This window comes from Bacillus sp. BC08, assembly GCF_054326875.1.
Genome location: NZ_JBTGPA010000035.1, coordinates 895,151 through 915,818, shown reverse-complemented (window position 1 = coordinate 915,818; position 20,668 = coordinate 895,151). Strand labels below are relative to the sequence as shown.

General features: G+C 38.1%; 20 protein-coding genes and 1 other annotated feature. All 20 genes read right to left on the bottom strand.

What is annotated here, in order from left to right:
• Positions 1-70: 70 nt before the first annotated feature.
• Positions 71-703 (bottom strand): orotate phosphoribosyltransferase, encoded by a 633-nt coding sequence (gene pyrE, locus ACXVYO_RS22980; RefSeq protein ID WP_458468562.1) that lies wholly within the window; start codon positions 701-703, stop codon positions 71-73.
• Positions 700-1,416 carry an orotidine-5'-phosphate decarboxylase gene (gene pyrF, locus ACXVYO_RS22975; protein WP_458468561.1) on the bottom strand — a complete coding sequence of 239 codons (717 nt, stop codon included), beginning with the start codon at positions 1,414-1,416 and terminating at the stop codon, positions 700-702. Before pyrF ends, pyrE begins: the two co-directional genes overlap by 4 nt.
• The gene (gene pyrD / locus ACXVYO_RS22970) at positions 1,401-2,330 is read right to left on the bottom strand and encodes a dihydroorotate oxidase B catalytic subunit (RefSeq protein WP_001081057.1); all 930 of its coding nucleotides are present in this window, start codon (positions 2,328-2,330) and stop codon (positions 1,401-1,403) included. Before pyrD ends, pyrF begins: the two co-directional genes overlap by 16 nt.
• Positions 2,327-3,106 (bottom strand): dihydroorotate oxidase B electron transfer subunit, encoded by a 780-nt coding sequence (pyrK, locus tag ACXVYO_RS22965; RefSeq protein WP_000983359.1) that lies wholly within the window; start codon positions 3,104-3,106, stop codon positions 2,327-2,329. The genes pyrD and pyrK overlap by 4 nt, the downstream gene beginning before the upstream one ends.
• Positions 3,103-6,321 (bottom strand): carbamoyl-phosphate synthase large subunit, encoded by a 3,219-nt coding sequence (gene carB, locus ACXVYO_RS22960; RefSeq protein WP_458468560.1) that lies wholly within the window; start codon positions 6,319-6,321, stop codon positions 3,103-3,105. Before carB ends, pyrK begins: the two co-directional genes overlap by 4 nt.
• The gene (locus tag ACXVYO_RS22955) at positions 6,306-7,403 is read right to left on the bottom strand and encodes a carbamoyl phosphate synthase small subunit (RefSeq protein ID WP_000828668.1); all 1,098 of its coding nucleotides are present in this window, start codon (positions 7,401-7,403) and stop codon (positions 6,306-6,308) included. Before ACXVYO_RS22955 ends, carB begins: the two co-directional genes overlap by 16 nt.
• Entirely contained in the window at positions 7,400-8,686 is a 1,287-nt protein-coding gene (gene pyrC / locus ACXVYO_RS22950) for a dihydroorotase (RefSeq protein WP_458468559.1), read from the bottom strand. The genes ACXVYO_RS22955 and pyrC overlap by 4 nt, the downstream gene beginning before the upstream one ends.
• Positions 8,670-9,584 carry an aspartate carbamoyltransferase gene (gene pyrB, locus ACXVYO_RS22945; protein WP_426830965.1) on the bottom strand — a complete coding sequence of 305 codons (915 nt, stop codon included), beginning with the start codon at positions 9,582-9,584 and terminating at the stop codon, positions 8,670-8,672. Before pyrB ends, pyrC begins: the two co-directional genes overlap by 17 nt.
• 148 nt (positions 9,585-9,732) lie before the next feature.
• Complete coding sequence (gene uraA / locus ACXVYO_RS22940) at positions 9,733-11,016, bottom strand: uracil permease (RefSeq protein ID WP_458468558.1); 1,284 nt, start codon at positions 11,014-11,016, stop codon at positions 9,733-9,735.
• Positions 11,017-11,162: 146 nt separating this feature from the next.
• Complete coding sequence (gene pyrR / locus ACXVYO_RS22935; RefSeq protein ID WP_001156490.1) at positions 11,163-11,705, bottom strand: bifunctional pyrimidine operon transcriptional regulator/uracil phosphoribosyltransferase; 543 nt, start codon at positions 11,703-11,705, stop codon at positions 11,163-11,165.
• 204 nt (positions 11,706-11,909) lie between these two features.
• Positions 11,910-12,818 carry an RluA family pseudouridine synthase gene (locus ACXVYO_RS22930; protein WP_458468557.1) on the bottom strand — a complete coding sequence of 303 codons (909 nt, stop codon included), beginning with the start codon at positions 12,816-12,818 and terminating at the stop codon, positions 11,910-11,912.
• A gap of 4 nt (positions 12,819-12,822) precedes the next feature.
• Positions 12,823-13,281, bottom strand: coding sequence for a lipoprotein signal peptidase LspA (gene lspA / locus ACXVYO_RS22925; protein WP_458468556.1), 459 nt, complete (start codon positions 13,279-13,281; stop codon positions 12,823-12,825).
• Positions 13,282-13,405: 124 nt separating this feature from the next.
• Entirely contained in the window at positions 13,406-13,735 is a 330-nt protein-coding gene (locus ACXVYO_RS22920) for a TraR/DksA C4-type zinc finger protein (RefSeq protein WP_001004659.1), read from the bottom strand.
• A gap of 156 nt (positions 13,736-13,891) precedes the next feature.
• Positions 13,892-16,657, bottom strand: a complete 2,766-nt coding sequence (gene ileS2, locus ACXVYO_RS22915; RefSeq protein ID WP_063260447.1) for an isoleucine--tRNA ligase — start codon at positions 16,655-16,657, stop codon at positions 13,892-13,894.
• Positions 16,658-16,728: 71 nt separating this feature from the next.
• Positions 16,729-16,953 (bottom strand) — a binding site (T-box leader).
• Between the two features lie 51 nt (positions 16,954-17,004).
• Positions 17,005-17,511: a septum site-determining protein DivIVA gene (gene divIVA / locus ACXVYO_RS22910; protein WP_001131611.1), complete on the bottom strand. Its 507-nt coding sequence runs from the start codon at positions 17,509-17,511 to the stop codon at positions 17,005-17,007.
• Between the two features lie 89 nt (positions 17,512-17,600).
• The gene (locus ACXVYO_RS22905; RefSeq protein ID WP_458468555.1) at positions 17,601-18,368 is read right to left on the bottom strand and encodes a YlmH family RNA-binding protein; all 768 of its coding nucleotides are present in this window, start codon (positions 18,366-18,368) and stop codon (positions 17,601-17,603) included.
• A gap of 15 nt (positions 18,369-18,383) precedes the next feature.
• A complete protein-coding gene (locus ACXVYO_RS22900) occupies positions 18,384-18,647 on the bottom strand; it encodes a YggT family protein (RefSeq protein WP_458468554.1) in 264 nt (87 codons plus the stop codon).
• A gap of 6 nt (positions 18,648-18,653) precedes the next feature.
• Positions 18,654-19,124 carry a cell division protein SepF gene (locus ACXVYO_RS22895; protein WP_000119136.1) on the bottom strand — a complete coding sequence of 157 codons (471 nt, stop codon included), beginning with the start codon at positions 19,122-19,124 and terminating at the stop codon, positions 18,654-18,656.
• 19 nt (positions 19,125-19,143) lie between these two features.
• Positions 19,144-19,818: a YggS family pyridoxal phosphate-dependent enzyme gene (locus ACXVYO_RS22890; RefSeq protein ID WP_458468553.1), complete on the bottom strand. Its 675-nt coding sequence runs from the start codon at positions 19,816-19,818 to the stop codon at positions 19,144-19,146.
• On the bottom strand, positions 19,815-20,633 hold the full coding sequence (gene pgeF / locus ACXVYO_RS22885) for a peptidoglycan editing factor PgeF (protein ID WP_458468552.1): 819 nt from the start codon (positions 20,631-20,633) through the stop codon (positions 19,815-19,817). The genes ACXVYO_RS22890 and pgeF overlap by 4 nt, the downstream gene beginning before the upstream one ends.
• Positions 20,634-20,668: the final 35 nt, after the last annotated feature.

Sequence of the window (20,668 nt, the reverse complement as noted above, 5' to 3'; positions counted from 1 at the left end):
GGACTTTACATGAAGTTTTAACAATAATATAAAAAACGACCGCGTTCCCCCGCGGTCGTCTTTTTTCGTGTTACGCTGTGATCCAAGCTTCGTTTGCTGGATTTTTACGCCACTCTTGTAATTTTTTCGTTTCAGCTTGTCCGATCATACCTTTTTCTGCTGCTACTTCAGTTAATGCACTGTAGTCGCTTAAAGAGTATGATGCTACGTTAGCTGATTCTAGTTTTTCTTTTCCTGCTTCTAGCTCGTATGTGAAGATTGATACGATTCCTAATACTTCACAGCCAGCTTCGCGAAGTGCTTCTACACATGTAATTGCACTACCGCCAGTTGAAATTAGGTCCTCTACTACTACTACTTTTTGACCCTTTTCAGCTTTTCCTTCAATTTGGTTCCCTTTACCGTGACCTTTTGCTTTACTACGTACGTAGCACATTGGTAAATCCATACGATCGCTTACCCATGCAGCGTGTGCAATACCAGCAGTTGCTGTTCCTGCAATAACTTCTACAGTTGGGAAGTGCTCTTTAATTAACGCTTCTAATCCAGCTGCAATTGCTTGACGTACTTTTGGATAAGATAAAGTTAAACGGTTATCACAATAAATTGGTGATTTCATACCTGAAGACCAAGTGAATGGATCATTCGGTTGTAAAAATACTGCTCCAATTTCTAATAAATGCGATGCGATTTCTTTTTTCATACTGTTACACCTTCCCACTGTTGTTTTACTGTTTTATACGCTTCAAGCGGATTTTCTGCTTTTGTAATACTACGTCCAACTACGATGTAACTTGAGCCAAGTTCCCTCGCACGTTTCGGTGTTGCTACGCGCACTTGGTCATTTACATCATCGCTTGCAAGACGAATCCCCGGTGTTACTGTTACAAATTCATTTCCGCATACTTCACGTAATTTTGGAACTTCAAGTGTTGAACAAACAACGCCATCAAGTCCACTTTCTTTCGTTAGTTTTGCATAATGAGCAACCGCTTCTTCTAACGTTTTCTCAATGCCGATCTCTTTTTTCATCATCGCTTCCGAAGTGCTTGTTAGTTGTGTAACTGCAATACAAATCGGTCTCTCTTTTCCTTCTTGCTTACCTTCCTCTAATCCCTCAATCGCAGCTTTCATCATACTGCTTCCCCCAGCAGCATGAACATTTACCATATCAACATCTAGACTAGCTAGGCTACGCATAGCGCTTTTTACTGTGTTCGGAATATCATGAAGTTTTAAATCTAGAAAGATCTTATGTCCTGTTTCTTTTAAGTACGTAATAATTGCAGGGCCTTCTTTATAAAATAACTCCATACCAACTTTGACAAATAACTCTTCCCCTTCAAAGTGGCGCAAGAATTGTTCTACATCTTGTTTCCCTGGAAAATCTAGTGCAACGATTAACGACTGTGACATGTTTGCTTCCAGCTCCTTCCTTGACATTCCGAAATGTGATCAAATCCTAATTCATCTAATAGTGCTGGTAACTCTTCAATAATTGTCGGACATACGAACGGATCGATAAAGTTCGCTGTACCTACTGCAACTGCGCTTGCACCAGCGTAGAAGAATTCAATCACATCTTCCGCTGTTTCAATACCACCCATTCCGATAATTGGAATGTTAACCGCTTGGCTTACTTCATGTACCATACGAATCGCTACTGGCTTAATCGCAGGACCTGATAATCCGCCTGTACGGTTTGCTAAAATTGGTTTAGCTGTTTTTAAATCTAGACGCATACCAAGCAATGTATTAATCATCGTTAAACCATCTGCACCTGCATTTTCAATCGCTTTTGCAATTTCCACAATGTTTGCCACGTTCGGTGACAACTTCACGTATACAGGTACTTCAGAAACCTCTTTTACTCGCTTCGTTAAATCAGCAGCAATTTCAGGATTTGTACCAAAGGCGATACCACCTGTTTTTACGTTCGGACAAGAAATATTTAATTCTAGTGCGTGGACATTAGGCGCTTTAGAAATTTCCTTTGCAACCGCTACATAATCCTCAGCTTGTGAGCCTGCAACGTTCGCAATGATTGGAAGATCAAATTGTTCTAACCATGGTAATTCAGAATTCATTACTTTTTCTAACCCTGGGTTTTGAAGTCCGATTGCATTTAACATGCCGCCCGGTGTTTCAGCAACACGAGGCGTCGGATTTCCATAACGTGGTTGTTCTGTCGTCGCTTTGATCATGATTGATCCTAGTACACTTAAATCGTAAAACTGTGCATATTCACGACCAAATCCAAAGCATCCAGATGCCGGTATAATTGGATTTTTTAATGATAATCCCGGTAATTCAACTTGCAATCTGTTCATAGTACAACCTCCCCGATTGGAAATACTGGTCCGTCGCTACACACCTTCTTGTAAGAATGTCCACTTGGATCTTCTTGTAAGTGGCATACACATGCGAAACAAGCTCCAATACCACAGCCCATACGTTCTTCTAAAGAAATATAAGCTTTTTTCTCTTTGTAACGTCCTTCTAATGCACGAAGCATCGCTAACGGACCACATGAATAAAGAATATCAAAGTCAATTCCGTAATTATCAATTACATCTGTGACAAATCCTTTTGTGCCGTGTGTACCGTCTACTGTCGCAACGTACGTATCACCAAGTTCTGCAAATTTCTCTTCATAGAAAACGACATCTTTCGTTTGAAAACCTAAGATGTGAATTACGCGTACACCTTTTGCAACAAGGCGCTGTGATAATTCATAAAGTGGTGGTACGCCAATCCCCCCGCCGACTAGTAAAGCTGTTTGACCAGCTTCTGCTTCTTCTACAGGAAAACCATGTCCTAGTGGTCCTAGTACGTCTACCATTTCACCTTGTTTTCTAGTTGCTAATGTTTTTGTCCCTTGTCCTTCTGCACGATATAGCATTGTAAATTCGTTCTTCTCTTGATCTACATTACAAATACTAATCGGGCGGCGCAGAAGGGGCGCAATGCCCTCTGCTACCTTAATGTGTACAAACTGCCCTGGTTCGTTCATTTGCTGTACTAACGTTCCTTGAAGCACTAATTCGTAAATGTTTTTTGCGATTTCTTTTTGATTAACGACGATCATATTTTGCTTTTGCATCATGCATGTACCACCTCGTGACGCTTTGTTTGCGTAATTTCTTTCATTGAATGAGCTGAGAATGTCATAGATTCTAGTACTCGTAAAATTGCTCTCGTTGTATCAAGTGATGTTAAGCAAGCCACACCATTTTCTACTGATTCACGGCGAATGCGGAAACCATCACGCGCTGGTTGTTTGCCTTTTGTTAATGTATTGATTACAAACTGCGCTTTTCCTTGACGGATAATGTCTAATAAGTTGTAGTCTTCAGAATCAATTTTGTTTACAACTTGTACTGGAATGTTTTGCTCTGCTAACGATTGTGCTGTTCCAGCTGTTGCTAATAAGTTATAGCCGATTTCATGGAAACGTTTTGCAATTTCCATTGCCTCTTCTTTATCTTTATCCGCTACAGTAATGATTACTGATCCGTGCGTTGGAATGTTAATTCCAGAAGCAACTAACCCTTTGTATAATGCTTTTTCAAGTGTTAAGTCTTTCCCCATTACTTCCCCTGTTGACTTCATTTCAGGTCCTAATGTTGTATCAACTGAACGTAGTTTCGCAAATGAAAATACCGGTGCTTTTACATACACTTCTTTCTCTTCTGGGTGGTAACCAGTTCCGTATCCTTGCTCTACAAGGTTTTGACCTAAAATAACTTTCGTTGCAACATTCGCCATCGGTACACCTGTAATTTTACTTAAGAATGGTACTGTACGGCTCGCACGTGGGTTTACTTCAATTACATACACTTGATCTTCAAATACTACAAACTGGATATTTAGTAATCCAACAATATTTAAACCTTTTCCAAGTGCAATTGTATGTTCAATAATTTGTTCTTTCAGTTTTGCAGATAAGCTTTGTGGTGGATATACTCCGATTGAGTCACCAGAGTGAACTCCAGCGCGTTCAATATGTTCCATAATACCTGGAATGAATACATTCTCACCGTCTGAAATTGCATCTACTTCAATCTCTTTACCAACCATGTAACGATCGATTAATACTGGGTGATCTGCGTGAACTTTAACCGCATTTTTCATGTAGTGTAGCAGTTCTTCTTGACGATATACGATTTCCATCGCGCGTCCACCTAGTACGTAAGATGGTCTTACTAATACTGGGTAACCAATTTTGTCAGCGATTGCTACCGCTTGCTCTACAGTCGTTGCTGTTTTACCAACTGGTTGCGGGATACCAAGCTGTGTTAGAGCTGCTTCAAACTTATCACGATCTTCTGCACGATCTAAATCTTCAAGTGATGTTCCTAAGATTTTCACACCGTGAGCTTCTAATTTAGCAGCTAAGTTAATTGCCGTTTGTCCACCGAATTGGACGATAACACCTTCTGGCTTTTCTAAATCGATAATGTGCATTACATCTTCGATTGTTAATGGTTCAAAGTATAATTTGTCAGAAATACTGAAGTCTGTTGAAACTGTTTCCGGATTGTTATTAACAATGATTGCCTCATATCCAGCTTCTTTAATTGCCCATACAGAGTGAACCGTTGCATAGTCAAACTCAACACCTTGACCGATACGGATTGGACCAGACCCTAGTACGACAACACTCTTACGATCTGTTCTAACCGATTCATTCTCGTCACCATATGTGCTGTAGTAGTATGGTGTTGCAGATTCAAACTCTGCCGCACAAGTATCTACCATTTTATAAATAGGAGTTATATTGCTTTCTTTACGCATATCGTAAATTTCACGCTCTGTTTTGTTCCAAGCTGCTGCAATGTAGTGATCACTGAAGCCCATTTCTTTCGCAGATTGTAGTACTTCCATATTTCCTACATTCGCCTTTACTTCGCGTTCCATATTTACGATGTTTTCAACTTTTTGTAAGAAGAAGAAGTCCATTTCACACCATTCGTTAATTTCTTCTTTCGTTACACCTTGACGAATTGCTTCTGCTACAATAAACAGTCGCTCATCATCAGCTTTTATAATGCGTTTTTTCATTGTCTCTTTATCAAGCTCTTTTAAATGCGCTAACTCTAAGTGATAAACGCCAAGTTCTAAAGAACGAATCGCTTTTAATAATGACTGCTCTAGGTTACGTCCGATTGACATAACTTCACCAGTTGCTTTCATCTGCGTTCCAAGCGTTCTGTTTGCCGATTCAAACTTATCAAATGGCCAGCGCGGAATTTTTGAAACAACATAGTCTAATGCTGGTTCGAAACAAGCGTATGTTTTTTGTGTTACTGGATTTATAATTTCATCTAATGTTAAACCGACTGCAATTTTTGCCGCTAGCTTCGCAATTGGATATCCAGTCGCTTTAGATGCTAGTGCAGATGAACGACTTACACGTGGGTTTACTTCGATTACATAGTATTGGAAGCTATGTGGATCAAGTGCAAGCTGAACGTTACATCCACCTTCAATTCCTAATGCACGAATAATTCGTAATGAAGTATTTCGTAACATTTGGTATTCACGGTCACTTAATGTTTGGCTCGGTGCTACAACGATAGAATCACCTGTGTGAACTCCAACTGGATCGATATTTTCCATGTTACATACTACAATCGCGTTATCATTCGAATCACGCATTACTTCATATTCAATTTCCTTACAACCAGCAATGCTCTTTTCTAATAAACATTGTGTTACTGGACTATGTTTTAATCCACCTGATACGATTTCAATTAGTTCTTCTTCATTACTACAGATTCCGCCACCTGTTCCGCCCATTGTAAATGCTGGGCGAACAATAACTGGATATCCAATTTCTTTTACAAATTCATGTGCTTCTTCTAGCGTATGAATAATGGTACTAGATGGAATTGGTTCATTTAATTCCTGCATTAATGTACGGAATAAATCACGATCCTCCGCTTGCTCGATTGCTGATAATTTTGTTCCTAAAATTTCAACTCCACACTCTTCCAGTATGCCTGATTTTGCAAGTTCAACAGCCATATTCAGGCCTGTTTGACCACCTAATGTTGGTAAGATTGCATCTGGACGCTCTTTACGAATGATTCGGCTTACGAATTCTAATGTTAAAGGCTCAATGTATACTTTATCTGCTGTTGCAGTATCTGTCATAATTGTTGCTGGGTTAGAGTTAACAAGGATTACTTTGTAACCTTCTTCTCTAAGAGATTGACAAGCTTGTGTACCAGAGTAGTCAAACTCTGCTGCTTGCCCAATTACAATTGGTCCTGATCCGATTACTAAAATTGTGTTAATGTCTAGGCGTTTTGGCATAACTCTTCCCCTTCTTTCTTGAAGTTTTCAATCATTGCTAAGAAATCTTCGAATAAATCATTTGCATCTTCTGGTCCTGCTGAAGCTTCTGGATGATATTGTACTGTAAATGCTGGGAACTTCGTATGACGAAGACCTTCTACTGTTCCGTCATTTAAAGCTACATGTGTAATTTCAAGTTCTGTATTTTTAACTGATTCTTCTTCTACTGCGTAACCATGGTTTTGAGATGTAATTGCTACTTTTCCAGTTGCAAGATGTTTTACTGGATGATTTAAACCGCGGTGACCGAATTTTAACTTACTTGTATTCGCACCAGATGCTAGAGCGAACAATTGATGTCCTAGGCAAATTCCGAATAAAGGAACTTTACCGATAATGTCTTTTAACATTTCAATTGCTTCTGGTACATCTTTTGGATCCCCAGGTCCGTTACTTAACATAATTCCATCTGGGCTAAGGCGTAAAATCTCTTCTGCTGTTGTATTGTAAGGTACAACAATTACATCACAATCACGTTTATTTAATTCTCTTAAAATACCATGTTTCATTCCGAAGTCTACAAGTACAACTCGGTGTCCACGACCTGGGCTTGGGTATGGATCTTTCGTTGATACGCGTTTCACGTGATCTGTAAATACTGTCGCTTTTAATTGGCTCACGATGTATTCTACATCTGCATCCATGTTACATAGACGTCCACGTAATGTACCGTATTGACGAATTTTTCTCGTTAATTTTCTCGTATCAATTCCTGCTAAGCCTGGGATATTTCTTTCTTTTAAGTAATCATTTAACGAAATTTCATTACGGAAGTTTGATGGGTGATCACAAATTTCGTTTACGATTAAACCATTTACAGATGGATGAATCGATTCAAAATCGTCACGGTTGATGCCGTAGTTTCCGATTAATGGGTACGTGAATGTTACGATTTGACCGCAATATGATGGATCAGATAATGTTTCTTGATATCCAGTCATTCCTGTTGTAAATACAACCTCACCTGACTTTTCGATTTCTCCTCCGAAACCTTTTCCAATTAATACTGTTCCATCTTCTAAGATAAGTTGTCTTTTCATACTAATGCACTCTCCTTTTGCCATGCGATCTTACCACCAACGATTGTCATTACCGGCCATCCTTGGCATTTCCAACCTGCGAATGGTGTATTTTTTCCTTTTGATAAAAATGTTGTTGGGTCAATCTCTTCTTCTTGTTCTAAATCAATGATTGTAATATCAGCTGTTCTACCTTCTTTCAGGCGACCTGCTTCTAAGCCGAATGTATCAGCTGGTTTTTCTGTTAAGAATTGAATTAACTGTTCTAATGTAATAATTCCTTTTTTCACAAGGTTTGTGTATAGCAGTGGGAATGCTGTTTCAAAACCAGTAATTCCGAATGGTGCTCTTTCCATTCCTTGCGCTTTTTCTTCCGCTGTATGCGGTGCATGATCAGTTGCGATCATATCGATTGTTCCATCTAGTAAACCTTCAATTAGTGCTGCGTGATCTTCTTTTCCACGAAGCGGTGGGTTCATTTTAAAGTTCGGGTCAGCTGATGGGATATCATCTTCACATAACACTAGATGGTGAGGTGTTACTTCTGCTGTTACTTTAATTCCAGCGCGTTTCGCATCACGGATTACACGTACAGATCCTTTCGTACTTACGTGACATACGTGATAGTGACAATCTGCCGCTTCAGCTAGCAGTATATCCCTTGCAATATGTACAGATTCACATACTGATGGGATACCGTTTAATCCATGTTTCTCAGAAAACTTCCCTTCATGTACACAACCTTTATTAATAAGAGTATTCTCTTCACAGTGCGCAACCACTGCCATATTTAATTTCGCTGCACGCTTCATTGCAGCTAACATCATGCTAGCATCTTGTACGCCTACACCGTCATCAGTGAAAGCAAATGCTCCAAGTTCTTTTAACGTCTCGAAATCTGTCATTTCAGAACCTGCTTGGCGTACTGTAATTGCTCCGTATGGTAGTACGTTGACATGCGCTTTTTCTTTAATACGATTTTGCAAGTCTTCCATATGTTCTCTGCAATCTGGTACTGGGCGTGTATTTGGCATTGCACAAATTGTAGTGAATCCACCTTTTGCGGCTGCTAGCGTACCTGTTTCAATTGTTTCTTTATGTTCACCACCTGGTTCACGAAGATGTACGTGTACATCTACTAATCCAGGTGCGATTAACTTTCCGTTCACATCGATTACTTCAGCATTATCTGCCGTAATATTTTCTGCTACCTTAGCGATTTTACCGTCTTGTACGAGAAGATCTGTTGCTACGATTTTTCCTTCTTCATTCATATAACGACCATTTTTAAACAAGTAATTCATGTTTCATTCCTCCTAATACATTTGGTAAGGCGCGTTTTAGTACAGCCATTCTTACGTAAACTCCATTTTCCATTTGTTTAAATATGCGTGAACGCTCACACTCAACAAGTTCACTTGCAATTTCAACATCACGGTTTACAGGAGCTGGATGCATAATAATGCTTCCTTCTTTCATACGCTTTTCTCTTTCCACTGTTAATCCGTGTTTCTCATGATACTCTTTCATAATGTCTGTTTCATAATGATCATGACGCTCATGTTGTACACGAAGTAACATCATTACATCCACTTCTGGAACAAGTTCATCTAATGGTTTGTATGTTCCAAATGTGCTGTCTTTATCTTTCCACTCTTCTGGACTTGCAAAGTAAATTGTTGCACCCAGTTTCGTTAATGCTTCTGCATTAGAACGTGCTACTCGGCTATGACGAACATCTCCTACTATCGCAATCTTTAATCCTTCAAATCTTCCAAACTCTTGTTTAATTGTAAGAAGATCGAGTAGGCACTGTGTTGGGTGGTTTCCACATCCATCTCCAGCGTTTAAGATTGGGATATTTACCTGATCTTTTAGTTCATCGAAGTAGCGATCTTGCTCATGGCGGACGATTACCGCTTTTGTTCCGATTGATTCTAGTGTTCTTATCGTATCGTATAAAGTTTCTCCTTTTTGTACGCTAGATGCATCAGCTGAAAAGTTTAAAACTTCAAGTCCTAATCGCTTCTCAGCAACTTCAAAGCTAAATCTCGTTCTCGTACTATTCTCAAAGAACAAGTTCGCAACAAAAGTTTGCTCTGTCGTTTTGCTCTCTTTTCCATTCGCGAAATCTTCTGCGTCTTTTAGGATTTCTGAAATTTCTACTTCCGATAATTCACTCATCGTTAACAAATGGCTCATCGTCATCCCTCATCTTTCTGATTTTTATGTTACCACTTTTGTATATTTATAACAACCTTCGTATAAAAATACCCTAGTCATGTGAGACTAGGGTGCAAGGAAGAAGCCACCCTTTCCGGTCTCACAGGACTGAATTAAAAGGTTATTATTATGAAGCAATCTGCTTAGATTGTTTTATTTGTTTCGTTTCTGGTAGTAGTAGATTTAACAGGACACCTACAATTGCTGCTAGTGCCATTCCTTCTACTTGGAACGATTCTCCTACGTGAAGTACCGCTCCACCAATACCGATTACTAGTATTACTGATGCAATCATTAAGTTTCGTTTGTCACTTAGGTCTGTTTTATCATCTACCATCATGCGTAATCCACTTGATGCGATTACACCGAATAGTAAGATTGATACGCCACCCATAACCGGTGTTGGGATTGAATGAATCAGTGCAGAAATCTTACCGATAAACCCGAACACGATTGCGAACACTGCTGAACCGATGAATAAGTATACACTGTATGCTCTCGTAATTGCTAGCACACCGATGTTTTCACCATACGTTGTATTCGGTGGTCCACCGATCAGTGATGCGATTAATGTTGCTACTCCATCACCGAAGATTGAACGGTGTAAACCTGGTTTTTCAATTAAATCTCTTTTAATAACATTTCCAAGTACAATTTGATGTCCGATATGTTCTGAAATTGTTACTAGTGCAACTGGTACCATCAAGAGTACAATCTTCCACGAAAATTCCGGAGTATATGTTACAAATGGTACTGTGAAATCTGGTACAACAAACCATTTTGCCTCAGCTACCGGCTTTAAGTCTACTAGCCCTTGGAAGTAAGCGAAGATATATCCGCCGATAATGCCAAGTAACACTGGTATGATACTGAAAAATCCTCTTCCGAATATAGAGCAGATAATTGTAATTGCTAACGTTACTAATGCTACTGAAAAGTGTGTAAAGCTATATTTTCCATCCGCACCGTTCATCGCCATGTTAACTGCTGTATGTGCTAAAGCTAGACCGATTACCATTACTACTGGACCAACTACGATTGGCGGAAGTAATTTCATAATCCACTCTGATCCTGACTTCTTAATTCCGAGTGAAATTAAGATGTACACAAGTCCTGCTAACAAACCACCGAGCATTGCTGCTCCAGGTCCACCTGCTGTTTTCGCTGTTATTATCGGTGCGATAAAGGCGAATGATGATCCTAGATAGGCAGGTACTTGACCTTTCGTTATAAGAAGAAACGCTAGCGTTCCTAATCCACTTGATATTAATGCTACTGACGGATTCAATCCTGTTAAAAACGGAACCAGCACTGTTGATCCAAACATCGCGAACAAATGTTGTATACTTAAAAATAACCATTTTCCCGGTTTCGGTACTTCATTAACGTCTAACACTGGCTTTTGTTCCATTGTTACATCCTCCTTCAGTTTAATTCTTTGCAATAAAAAAACTCTTTGTGCCTGTGCACAAAGAGTCCTACACTTTCGTATGCCAAATTTGACATATGAAAGCCAAGACCCTTTGGCAGCCTCACAGGACTACATTTAAAAGGGCTTTACTTATCGTATATGCTTACTCGATCTTGTTGATCTGTCTCTTGCAAATCAACTTCGATACGCTCTTCACTTGATGTTGGAATGTTCTTTCCTACATAATCAGCGCGAATTGGTAGTTCACGATGACCTCTATCAACAAGAACCGCCAGTTGGATTTGTGATGGTCTACCTAAATCCATAAGAGCATCCATTGCTGCTCGAACTGTTCTTCCTGTATATAATACATCATCTACAAGGATAACTTTTTTCTTCGTAATATCTACAGGGATATCAGAACCTTTTACAAGTGGTTCTTCATTTTTGGATTGTAGTGTTAGATCATCACGATATAACGTAATATCTAGCTCTCCAACTTCCATTTCTTTTCCTTCAATTTGACCAATTCGTTCTGCCAAACGTTGTGCAATAAAAATTCCACGAGTTTTAATTCCGACAAGAACACAATTATCGACACCTTTATTTCGTTCCACGATTTCATGACTAATTCGTGTTAAAGCGCGGCGAATCATTTGGTCATCTAAAACGACTGCTTTCTCTTGCATGCTCTACACCTCCAAGCTTTTTTTCTTGCGTGAGAGTAATGGTATAAAAAAAGTCCTCTCAGCGTGTGCGAGAGGACTTTTGAAAAAAGGGTACAACATACCCTATGTATTTCAAACCGTTACCTTCTCAACCTCACGGGGCTGTGTTAAAGGATCATTATTTAACTGTTGTCAGTATCTCAGTTTTCTTATGATTTGTCAATACTATTTTCGTAAAATATTTAATGCATCTTCAAACACTTCTGGAATCGGTGCCTCAAACTGAATATACTCACCAGTACGAGGATGGTCGAATCCTAAAATACCTGCGTGAAGTGCTTGCCCATTCATGTCTAATGTTTTCTTCGGACCATATTTTGGATCTCCTGCAAGTGGATAGCCAATGTATTTCATATGAACACGAATTTGGTGTGTACGTCCTGTTTCTAAGCGACATTCTACAAGTGTGAAATCTTTAAAGCGTTCTAACACTTGGAAGTGCGTAACAGCATGCTTACCATTTTCATCAACTGTCATGCTTTGACGTTCTTTCTTATCGCGAGCAATTGGCGCATCGATAGTTCCTTTATCATGCGGAATCACACCGTGTACGATTGCTTTATAACGTCTTGTTACTGTTTTTGCTACAAGTTGATTTACAAGTGATTCGTGTGCCATATCATTTTTAGCAACCATTAATAGGCCTGATGTATCTTTATCAATACGATGCACGATACCTGGACGCATTACACCGTTAATGCCTGATAAGTCTGTACAGTGGTGCATAAGACCGTTCACAAGCGTACCACTTGTATGACCTGGTGCTGGATGTACAACCATACCACGCGGCTTATTAACAACGAGTACATCTGCATCTTCATAATAAATTTCTAAGTTCATATCTTCTGCTTGAATATCTAACTCTTCTGGATCAGGAATCGTTACTGTAATTTCATCGTTTTCTCTAACCTTATAATTCACTTTTACCGACTTTCCATTAACTGTAACAACATCATCTTTAATCCATTGTTGTACTTGTGAACGTGACCATTCACTGTTTATTTCTGCAACGAATTTATCAATTCGCTCGCTTTTTTGTTCTTCTGCAACTGTTACTTGTACTACTTCACTCATTCAATTACTCCTTCGTTTTCTTGCCTTCTAATAATGTTTGAATAATAATTAATACAACACCAATACATAATGCTGAATCAGCTATATTGAATACTGGATAGTTGTACGAGAAAATATACACGTGAATGAAATCCACTACTTCTTGTCTAAATACACGATCAATGAAATTACCAATTGCTCCGCCTAATATTAGACCTAATGAAATTCCTAGAAGTTTGTCTGTTTTCGCATATCTTTTCATATAAATTACGATAAATGCTACAAAAACGACTGTAATAATGTAGAAAAACCACATTTTATTTTCTAAAATCCCCCAGGCAGCTCCTCTATTTCGATGTGATGTTATGTATAATACATTATCGATAATCGGAATGCTCGTACCCAATTCCATGTTCTTTACAATTAGCCATTTCGATATTTGATCGATGGCAATGACAAATAACGCTATTACATAATATATCATTTTCATTTCCCCCACAAAGACAGTGTACCTCAAAATTTTAGCATAGCTGCAACCTTTTCACAATGAACCTTTATAGAAGAATAAAATAAATTAAAAAAAGGTAATATAATATCGTTGTGCGCATTCATACATTTACTTTTTCATAGAAAAATTCATGAATGGTACGGGCAGTCGGCATAGTCTTCATTTGTTTTACCGAAATTACTCTCCCTGTCTCTTCACAAATACCATACATATCTATTTCCATTTTAAATAATGCACGTTCTACATCTTTTAAGTCCTCTTTTATATCATGTAATAGGAGTTTTTTCTTTATCTCTTCCTTAATTTCATATCCAAGCTCTTCGCTAAACTCTGTATCATATTTGTGCATTACCTCTTTAGCTAGCCTCTCTTGTAACTCTTTTCGCATCAATTGCAATTCTTCTTTGATTTCCATATACATTTCATTCACGTGTACATTCCTCCCAGCTGCAATGTACGATTAGTGTGTCCGAAATTTCTATGCTTACCTCACACACATTTTTCCTTCATAGGAAAGAGAGTGAAAGTAATTTCAATATATCTTCAATAAAAAAACTGACTGCACTTAGGCACAGTCAGTTTTTTATTACTTTACATAGTTTTCTTTAACAACTGTTGCGCAACGCTCACATAATGTTTCATGTTCAGCATCTTTACCAATTGTTTCTGAAACTACCCAACAACGTTCACACGTTTCACCAGTTGCTTGAGCAACAACAACCGCTGTATGCTCATACTTCGGCGCATCTGCTGGCGCTTCTTCCATCATGCCACCAAGTTTATACTCAGAGACGATGAATAATTGCTTTAAGTCTTCGCTAATAGACTCTAACATAGCTTTCATTTCTGCGGTTGGATATAACGTAATGCTTGCATTTAATGACTTACCGATTACTTTTTCATTACGAGCTACTTCTAACGCTTTTAATACGTCATCACGTAATGTCATAAATGCATCCCATTTTGTTTTTAATTCTTCCGCACCATCTAATTGTACAGCTTCTGGCATATCAGTTAATTGTACACTTTCTTCTGTTACACCTGGAACATATGGCCATACTTCATCAGCCGTATGCGGTAAGATTGGTGTTACAAGTTTCGTCAACGCAACAAGAACATCATATAATACAGTTTGAATTGCACGACGATCTTCATGGTTTGCACCTTCAATGTATAAAATGTCTTTTGCAAAGTCTAAGTAGAATGAACTTAAATCAATTGTACAGAAGTTATGAATTGCATGATATACAGCAGCGAAGTCGTATGTTTCATATGCTTCTTTTACTTTTGTAATTAAGTCATTTAATTTCACTAACATGTAACGATCTACTTCACGAAGTTCAGCTACAGCTACTGTATTTTCACTTGGCTTAAAGTCATCTAAGTTTCCTAATAAGAAACGGAATGTGTTACGGATTTTACGATACACTTCTGCTACTTGTTTTAAAATATCATCTGAAATACGTACATCAGATTGATAGTCAACAGAAGATACCCATAAGCGTAAAATGTCTCCGCCTAATTGATCCATAATTTTCTTCGGTACGACGATGTTTCCAATCGACTTACTCATTTTACGTCCTTCACCATCTAATACGAAACCATGGCTTAGTACGCCTTTATATGGAGCTTTACCTGTTACAGCAACTGCTGTTGATAATGAAGAGTTAAACCAACCACGATACTGGTCAGATCCTTCTAAATATAAATCAGCTGGACGTTGTAAGTCATCGCGCTCTTCTAATACCGCTTGGTGAGAAGAACCTGAATCGAACCATACATCCATGATGTCTGTTTCTTTACGGAATTCACCATTCGGGCTACCTGTATGTGTAAATCCTTCTGGTAATAGATCCTTCGCTTCACGCTCAAACCATACGTTAGAACCGTGCTCACGGAATAAATCTGCTACATGGTTAATTGTTTCATCTGTAATAATTGGATCGCCATTCTCTGCATAGAATACAGGGATTGGCACACCCCATGCACGCTGACGAGAAATACACCAGTCACCACGGTCACGAACCATATTATGAAGACGAGTTTCTCCCCATGCTGGTACCCACTTTGTTTCCGCAACGGCTTCTAATAATTCTTTACGGAACGCTTCAATAGATGCAAACCACTGTGCTGTCGCACGGAAAATAATTGGTTTTTTCGTTCTCCAATCATGTGGGTATGAATGCGTAATGAATGTCAGTTTTAGTAACGCGCCTACTTCTTCTAATTTCTCTGTAATTGGCTTGTTAGCTTTATCATAGAATAAGCCTTCAAATCCAGGTGCTTCATTTGTTAATACACCTTTATCATCAACTGGACAAAGTACTTCTAATCCATACTTTTTACCAACAACGAAGTCATCTTCCCCGTGCCCTGGTGCTGTATGAACACAACCTGTACCTGCATCTGTTGTTACGTGATCTCCTAGCATAACTAATGAATCACGATCGTAGAATGGATGTTTTGCAACTGTATACTCAAGTTCGCTACCTTTTACCGTTTTCACAACTTCAGTATTTTCCCACTCTAACGTTTTTGCAACTGTCTCAAATAGTTCAGAAGCAATAATATATTTTTCATCATTTACTTTTACAATAGCGTATTCAAGTTCTGGGTGAACAGAAATACCTAAGTTTGCAGGTAACGTCCAAGGTGTTGTTGTCCAGATAATGAATTTCTCATCACCTTCTAATACGTTCTTTCCGTCTTTTACAGGGAATGCTACGTAAATAGATGCTGATTTTTTATCTTGATATTCAATTTCAGCTTCTGCTAAAGCTGATTCACTCGTTGGAGACCAGTAAACTGGTTTTTGCCCTTTATAGATATAACCTTTTTTCGCCATATCACCAAACACTTTAATTTGTTGTGCTTCATAAGCTGGCTCTAAAGTAATGTATGGGTTATCCCAATCAGCACGTACACCTAAACGCTTAAATTGTTCACGTTGACGTTCTACTTGCTCATATGCATACTCTGCACATAACTTACGGAACTCAGCAACTGTCATTTCTTTACGCTTTACACCTTTATTTGTTAAAGCTTGCTCAATTGGTAAACCATGTGTATCCCAACCTGGTACATATGGTGCACAGTAACCAGTCATTGATTTATAACGAACAATAAAGTCTTTTAACACTTTATTTAATGCATGTCCCATATGAATGTCACCATTCGCATATGGAGGTCCATCATGCAATACAAATAAAGGACGACCTTTCGTATGTTCTTGTACCTTTTCATAAATATTCATTTCAGCCCACTGTTCTTGCATTGCAGGCTCACGTTTTGGTAAATTCCCACGCATTGGGAACTCTGTTTTTGGCATTAGTAATGTATTTTTGTACTCCATGCTCAATTCCTCCTTACATGTATAAAAGAAACACTTAAAAAACGGAATAAAAAAGAGACCTTCTCATCCCAAAAAGGGACGAGAAAGTCTCCCGCGGTACCACCCTAGTAGATCCTATACATATGTATACAATCCTCTTTATATTCTTAACGCGAATATACGCCTACGCTTACTCTATTTGTTCAGCGCGGAACTCCAGGGTGATATTCCCATTATCTCCTTATCCTGAGCTTACACCATCCTCAGTTCGCTATATAAGGTATAAAAAAGGTACTTATCCCTATCTTCGTTTTTCTTAATAAATATGTTGTTTAAAATTATATGTAATAATGAGAAAAACGTCAAGCTTACACTGTTTCTTCTTTTTTTAACAGTTCATCTACTTCGTCTTCTAACTCAATTAGTTTATCCCAATCATCGTTGTTTAACATTTCAAGCTGTGTTTCTAGTAACATACGGAAACGAGTGCGGAATACTTTCGCTTGTTTCTTTAGCTCTTCAATATCAAAAGCAACTTTTCTTGATTTTACTAACGCTTCGTTAATAATACGGTCTGCATTCTTTTCAGCTTCACGTACGATTAATTTCGCTTCTTTTTGCGCATTACGTTTTACTTCTTCCGCTGCTTCTTGTGCAACAACGATCGATTTATTTAACGTATCTTCAATATTAGAGAAATGATCTAACTTTCCTTCTAATTGCGCAACTTTTTCTTCTAAAGCTTTTTTCTCACGAATGACTAATTCATAATCTTTGATAATTTGATCAAGAAACTCATTTACTTGATCTTCATCATAGCCACGGAATCCGCGACCAAATTCTTTGTTATGAATATCTAATGGTGTTAACGGCACAACGCCACCTCCAAGTAATTATCTAAATTTCCTCTTTCAATTATATCTTTTCTTCGACAAAATAGGAGGATTTCCTTCTAAAAAACCAATCATTTTAGTATACCATACAAAATTCTCCATTTGTCGCGCTTTGTTCTACCTTCTACAGAAAACAATTTACTTCGCCCATATCCTCTCACTGAAAAAACATCTCCTGGATAACATTCATAAGAAGTTTGCTCCACTGTTTTCCAATTCACTTTTACTAAACCATTTTTTATGAAAGGTTGTACTTTTTGTCTGGATATATGTAACATTTCAGCTAATATAACATCTAAACGAAGTGAAGAAACCGTTCCAGATTTCTCTCCCCACGTTTCTTGCATCTGTAGAATTTTTTCTCCTTGCACTGGCGATAAGGAAACTTTTGCTTTCCCTATAGATTGTAAGTTCATCTCAATATAAGATACAACTTCTTTTGCGACTACAATTTGGGCACGATCTTCTTGAAGCAAAATATCACCACATTTTTCTCTCGTTAAACCGAGAGACATAAATGTACCTAATATTTGCCTATGCTCTAGCGTATAAAACTTGGAAGGATAGTCAATTTCCAATACTTCTACTTGAAATTCCTCTTCATTCACTTCTAGATAATCTGGATAAATGAGTGCTCTTTTACGCTCTGCATGAGGCGTTGCACCATCAAATTGTACAGCAACATCTCCTTGCCCTACTACCATAGTGACAATTTGTTGTTGTCTTGGATCAAGGAAATCTGTTAATTTCACTTGATGGTACTCCGCTGCTCGCTTCCACTCTAACACTTTATCCACAAAGACCTCTTCATCAGGTCTGAAATGTTCGTAGATGCTCATGTATTTAACCTCTTACTATAAGAAATAGCGGAATATACTTACTAAACCATTCGTAGCAAGCTTTAACGCAAAAATCGCAACGAGTGGAGAGATATCAATCATACCAAGCGGTGGAATAAATCTGCGAAATGGTTCTAAATACGGTTCACAAATACGAGCAAGAATTTCTCCAAAAGCTGATTCCTTTGCACCAGGGAACCACGATAGAAGAATGTAAATAATAAGTGCCCACGAGTAAATCTCGATAGCAGTAATTAAAATGTTTAAAACTGTTACCATGGCGTATTACCACCTCTTTATATTTGTGTCTTCCTCTTCACCGAACAACTCTGAAATTGCACCAACAATATCTACATTTTCAGGCGTACACATAAATGTTTTCGGTCCTATTTTTTGAATGTCCCCGCCTATAGCGTATACAGTACCACTTAAAAAGTCAACGATACGTACAGCTTGATCAGTAGACATTCGTTGTAAATTAATTACAACAGCTCGTCTACCTTTTAAATGGTCCGCAATCCCTTGCGCTTCTGAATATGTGCGTGGTTCTAATAAAACAACTTTTGAAGATTGCTTTGCCGTTTCAATGCTCACAACATTTTGTTTCGGTTGCGCTTTTGGAAACGTAACATCTTGTTGTTCTGGCGGATCTTGCTGCTTCTTCATGTCTGTTTGCTCCTTTTCATAACTATATTGAGCTGCTTCTTTTTCTTCTGGTGTATCAAAAAAGAAGTATTTTACTTTTGACCAACTCATAATAAGATTCTCCTTCCTTTTACGCTTTTCCTACTAAGATCGTCCCCAAACGAATATATGTAGCACCTTCTTCAATTGCAATCGTGTAATCATTAGACATTCCCATTGATAACTCTCTGCATGGCGCATGTAATAATTCTAGCTCCTGCACCTCTGTTTGTAGCTTACGTAACTCCTTAAAACAGCGTCTGATTTCTTCCTCTTCTTCTGTAAACGGAGCCATTGTCATTAGTCCAACCACTTCAATCTTATCCAGTTCTTGCAAACTTTGAATAAAAGAAATCGTTTCTTCTATTGCCAATCCTTGCTTTGATTCTTCAGATGATGTTTTCACTTGAATAAAACATTTCACTTTTTTATCAGCACGTTTTTGAATTTCTTTTGCAAGTGAAAGACGATCTAACGAATGTAAATAATCAATTTCATTAATGATTTCTTTTACTTTTCTCGTTTGTAATGATCCAATAAAATGCCAATTCACTTTTGAACCGAAATGTTCGTACTTCTGTAAGAAACCTTCATTTCTATTTTCACCTAAATCAATAATTCCAGCTTCAATTACTTCGTTTGTCTTTTCAATTCCTACCGTTTTTGTAACTGCAACGAGTTTAATATCTTGCAACGAACGTCCCGCTCGTACGCAAGATTGTTTAATCGCTTCGTTTACAGTTGTTAATTTTTTTTGTACTGTCACTTGCTTTCTTCCTCCTTAAAACCTATGAAACTCAACATTCTCCCTGTCTTACCTTGATCACGACGATGAGAGAAAAATAGTTGCTCTTCACAGCTTGTACAAAGAGATGACATTACAATATTCTCTTCTTTTATGCCTACTTGTACACATAATATACGATTAATTTCTTTTAAATTAATTGCGTACTGCCCATCAGAAATTTTTTTATAAGGGACAGAACCGTTTACTACTTGCTTTGCTGCTGTTAACACTCTATCATCAACAACGTAACAACAAGATCCAATTGCTGGTCCAATTGCAACATGAATTTCATCACTTGAAATCCCTTCTGCATTCCATTTTTGAATCATTTCCTTTGCAATCTCTTTTACAGTCCCTTTCCATCCAGCATGCGCAAGTCCTATCATACCATGTGATGGCGCATAAAAATAGAGTGGAACACAATCCGCGTAACATGATGTTAAAAGAACATCATTATCAGTCGTATAAATGCCATCTGTTTTTGAAATACCGTCTTCATATGAATAGACGCCACTTCCTTTTTCCTGTTGTCCTACTTTTTCAACCTGATGATCATGAACTTGTTCAGAGCAAATCCAGTTTTCTAATGGTTTTTGTAACTTATTTGCTAAAATGCGTCTGTTTTCATGAACGTTCTCCACGATATCATTCACATGTAATCCTAAATTCATCGCATGAAAGGAGCCCGTACTTATCCCACCATCTTTTGTCGTAAATCCAGCAGTAATGTTTCCAAGTTCTTTCCACGCTTGTAAATACAGTATACCGTCCACATATTTAAATGGTTCTCTCATAAAGCGGCTCCTTTTAATTAAAATAACATAAAAAA